Genomic DNA, 3525 nt, shown 5'->3' with positions numbered 1-3525 from the left:
CTCTCACGCAGAGCGTATGGATTCAGGAACTTTGAGAATTACCGTATGAGAGTCTTGGCTCAATGCGGTTGGAATGGTGTAATTAACCGAGTGTGATGAATGCCCTGATCCCCCGATAATGGGGAAGAGCCAAATTCACGTAAAAAAGCCCCGAAGCACATGGCCTCGGGGCTTTTTGATATCTCTGGTGGCGCATCCCTGATTCGAACAGGGGACCTGCGGATTATGATTCCGTCGCTCTAACCGGCTGAGCTAATGCGCCAAAGCACGAGACTTTAGCATATTTTTTTGAGCTTGTGTAGCCAAAACTGAAAGTGGTGGCCCAGAAACTCAAAGGCCCCGCCTTTTGGCGGGGCCTTACTGCCGCTTGGGCAGTAAGTACGGCGATTTGCCGTACCGGATGGCTACCAAGTAAGGTGAGCCTATAGCTGCCATCGGGGCAGTGATTTAACTATAGTCCTCTGCGTTTCGTAAGGCAAGTTGGGGAAAATACCGCTTACTTTGCCTTGCTGTTTTACTAAGATACTTGGTTATGCGCCGGTTTTATTGGCCTCGCTCGCATGGTCTGGCAGGGGGCTGTTGGCGTTACCCGACAGGGCCGCGCTAAGGCTGTATAACGGCGCAAATGACTCAGCCTGTGCCATGGGCCAGGCGGTTCTGAAAATCGTATTCCGAAATTTTCCTTCCAGCAGTTCGCCTTTTTCCAGATCAGGAAACAGGGCGGACAACACTCGCACTTCGCCGTTCGGGATACGCCGCGCAATATGATGGGGGCGCAATTCGCAGGGGTGTTTCACACCCGCAGCACCAAGCAGCTCGGCCAGGGCTTTAAGCGTGTTCTGATGAAAACTGGCGACCCGCTGACCCTTATCCTGAACATCCAGTGCGGCCTGGCGTTTCGGATCCTGAGTGGTAACGCCGGTCGGGCACTTTCCGGTGTGGCAGACCTGGGCTTGTATGCAGCCCACGGCAAACATGAAACCACGTGCGCTGTTGCACCAGTCGGCGCCCAGAGCCAGGGCGCGCGCCATATCGAATGCCGTAATAATTTTCCCTGAGGCTCCCAGCTTGATGTGTTCGCGCAAGCCTATGCCTACCAGGGTGTTGTGTACCAGGCGCAGGCCCTCTTGCAGCGGTGTGCCCACGTGGTCGACCAGCTCTATGGGCGCTGCGCCGGTACCGCCTTCCGCGCCATCGATCACAATGAAGTCCGGTGTGATGCCGGTGTGCAGCATGGCCTTGGCGATCGCGAACCATTCCCACGGATGGCCTATGCATAGTTTGAAACCCACGGGTTTGCCTCCGGACAGTTCGCGCAAGCGGGCCACGAATTGCATGAGTTCGATAGGTGTGGTGAAGGCGCTGTGCTTGGCTGGTGAATTACAGTCAACGCCCACGGGGACGTCGCGTGCATGGGCAATCTCGGGTGTAACTTTGGCGCCCGGAAGAATGCCGCCGTGACCGGGCTTGGCGCCTTGAGATAGCTTGATTTCTATCATCTTGACGTTGTCTTGTGCGGTGCGCTGGGCAAAACGTTCTTCGGAAAAGTTGCCTTTGCCGTCATTGCAGCCGAAGTAGCCAGAACCGATGTTCCAGATCAGATCGCCCCCGTGCTCAAGGTGATAAACACTGATTCCGCCCTCGCCGGTATCGTGGGCAAATCCGCCGAGTGCGGCGCCTTTGTTCAATGCACGAACTGCGTTCGCTGACAGCGCACCGAAACTCATGGCGGAAATATTGAATACTGACAGGTTATAGGCTTGCTTGCATTGAGGCCCGCCTACCTTGATCCGAAATTCTGCGGGATCGGGGTGTGATGGTTCCATGGAGTGATTAATCCACTCATAGTCGGTGCCGTAGACATCGCCCTGTGTGCCGAACGGGCGCTTGTCTTCCTGTCGCTTGGCACGCTGATAGACCAGAGAACGATCCACGCGGGAAAACGGATGCTCGCTGGTGTCGTCTTCGATGAAATACTGGCGCATCTCGGGGCGTATGAATTCAAAGAAGAATCGCAAGTTGCCGATAACGGGGTAATTGCGCCGGATCGCGTGACGGGTCTGATGCAGATCATAGTAACCAACGGCTGTCAGCGCTGCCATAATCGCCGCTGCCAAAAACCACCATGCATTGACCGCGAGCCCCAATATTGTGAAAAATAAAGTACTGGCAATGACGATATAAAAAGCGGTGTAGCGGGTTAGTAGTCGGTTCATATCGTTCCTTGGTTGCATTCGCGCACATGGTGGCGACCGTTGCCTTGATAGTAGAATAGCCCTCTTGATAACAGCAAGGACGACCTTGCCACTTCGGCTTCGGGGTGCATCGATCTTTGGGGACGGCCCCTGTCGGAGTGTGAGCTATGTCGACATCAATGTCCTGGCTGGTATTGATTATTGCGGGTCTGTTTGAAGTGGGTTGGGCCATAGGGCTGAAGTACACCGAAGGTTTTACCCGATTGTGGCCGTCAGTGGGAACAGCGATTTCCATGGCGATCAGTGTGGGTTTGCTGGGCTTGGCCATGAAGCAACTGCCTGTCGGAAGCGCTTACGCTGTCTGGGTGGGGGTTGGTGCGGTAGGTACTGTTGTGCTGGGTATTCTTATGCTGGGCGAGTCCGCAAGCCTGCCTCGCCTGGCCAGCGTAGGACTGATCATACTGGGCATCATTGGCCTGAAACTGGCGGGCTGACGGGCCAATTCCGGAGGCAACACGTGAGTGCGAATATCAATGTCGTGATAGGTGACTGGAATACCTGCAAGGCTGCCGCTGCCGCCATACGTCATGCGGTGTTTGTTCAAGAGCAACGGGTTCCTGTCGAGCTTGAAATGGATAATATTGACCCTGAATGTGTACATGCGGTAGCTTATAACCAGCATGGGCTTGCCTTGGGCACGGGCCGCTTGTTGCCCGACGGCCACATCGGCCGGATGGCTGTTCAGGCCGGCAGTCGGGGGCAGGGTGTCGGATCCATGCTGCTGCAGGCGCTGGTCGATGAAGCCAGGCTGCGCAATTATCTGGAAGTGGTGTTGTCGGCACAGTTACATGCACAAGATTTCTACGCCCGGCATGGGTTCGTGGCCGAAGGCGGGGTGTATATGGATGCCGGCATTGAACATATCACCATGCGGCATGCCCTGACTGCTTAATCCGGAGCTGTGCTAACGACGCGATTCCGTCCTTGTGCCTTTGCCAGGTACAGCATTTCATCAGCGCGCGATATGGCATGAACAAGCATCACGTAATGCTCTGAGACGGATACGCCAAGGCTTATGGTGCATTTCAGGCCGCCGTGATCTTTGGCAAAAACATAATTCTCGAAATTCAGGCGTAGTCGTTCGGCGACTTTGTGGCCGACTTCCAGCAATTATTGACACACAAAACGGCTCTTCATCATTAAAGGGGGACAGCGACATTCATTAAACTTGTTTTTGCGAAGAACGAGCTTAATGGAAGGAATGCCGATGTCCCCAGTAGATTTTATCTTAGGAATCCGAGATGTAATGATTGAGCGCGTGGAGCGTGGC

4 protein-coding genes and 1 tRNA gene are annotated in these 3525 nt (G+C 54.7%); 2 read left to right on the top strand and 3 right to left on the bottom strand.

What is annotated here, in order from left to right; genetic code table 11:
- Nucleotides 1-185 precede the first annotated feature (185 nt).
- Nucleotides 186-262 (bottom strand) — tRNA-Met (locus tag LKR43_RS16065).
- A gap of 268 nt (nucleotides 263-530) precedes the next feature.
- A complete protein-coding gene (locus LKR43_RS16060; RefSeq protein ID WP_227685188.1) occupies nucleotides 531-2216 on the bottom strand; it encodes an FMN-binding glutamate synthase family protein in 1686 nt (561 codons plus the stop codon).
- A 158-nt stretch (nucleotides 2217-2374) separates the two neighbouring features.
- Here LKR43_RS16060 and sugE point away from each other — a divergent pair, with 158 nt between their 5' ends.
- Entirely contained in the window at nucleotides 2375-2689 is a 315-nt protein-coding gene (gene sugE / locus LKR43_RS16055; RefSeq protein ID WP_227685189.1) for a quaternary ammonium compound efflux SMR transporter SugE, read from the top strand.
- Between the two features lie 23 nt (nucleotides 2690-2712).
- On the top strand, nucleotides 2713-3147 hold the full coding sequence (locus tag LKR43_RS16050; RefSeq protein WP_227685187.1) for a GNAT family N-acetyltransferase: 435 nt from the start codon (nucleotides 2713-2715) through the stop codon (nucleotides 3145-3147).
- On the opposite strand, the gene LKR43_RS16345 is transcribed toward LKR43_RS16050, so the two are convergent.
- On the bottom strand, nucleotides 3144-3365 hold the full coding sequence (locus LKR43_RS16345) for a diguanylate cyclase domain-containing protein (protein ID WP_227685186.1): 222 nt from the start codon (nucleotides 3363-3365) through the stop codon (nucleotides 3144-3146). The two genes, LKR43_RS16050 and LKR43_RS16345, sit on opposite strands and share 4 nt — an antisense overlap.
- Between the last annotated feature and the right edge of the window lie 160 nt (nucleotides 3366-3525).

The sequence above is a fragment of the Pusillimonas sp. MFBS29 genome, from assembly GCF_020687695.1.
GTDB lineage: Bacteria > Pseudomonadota > Gammaproteobacteria > Burkholderiales > Burkholderiaceae_B > Pusillimonas_C.
This window is presented reverse-complemented; position numbering and strand designations above follow the sequence as displayed.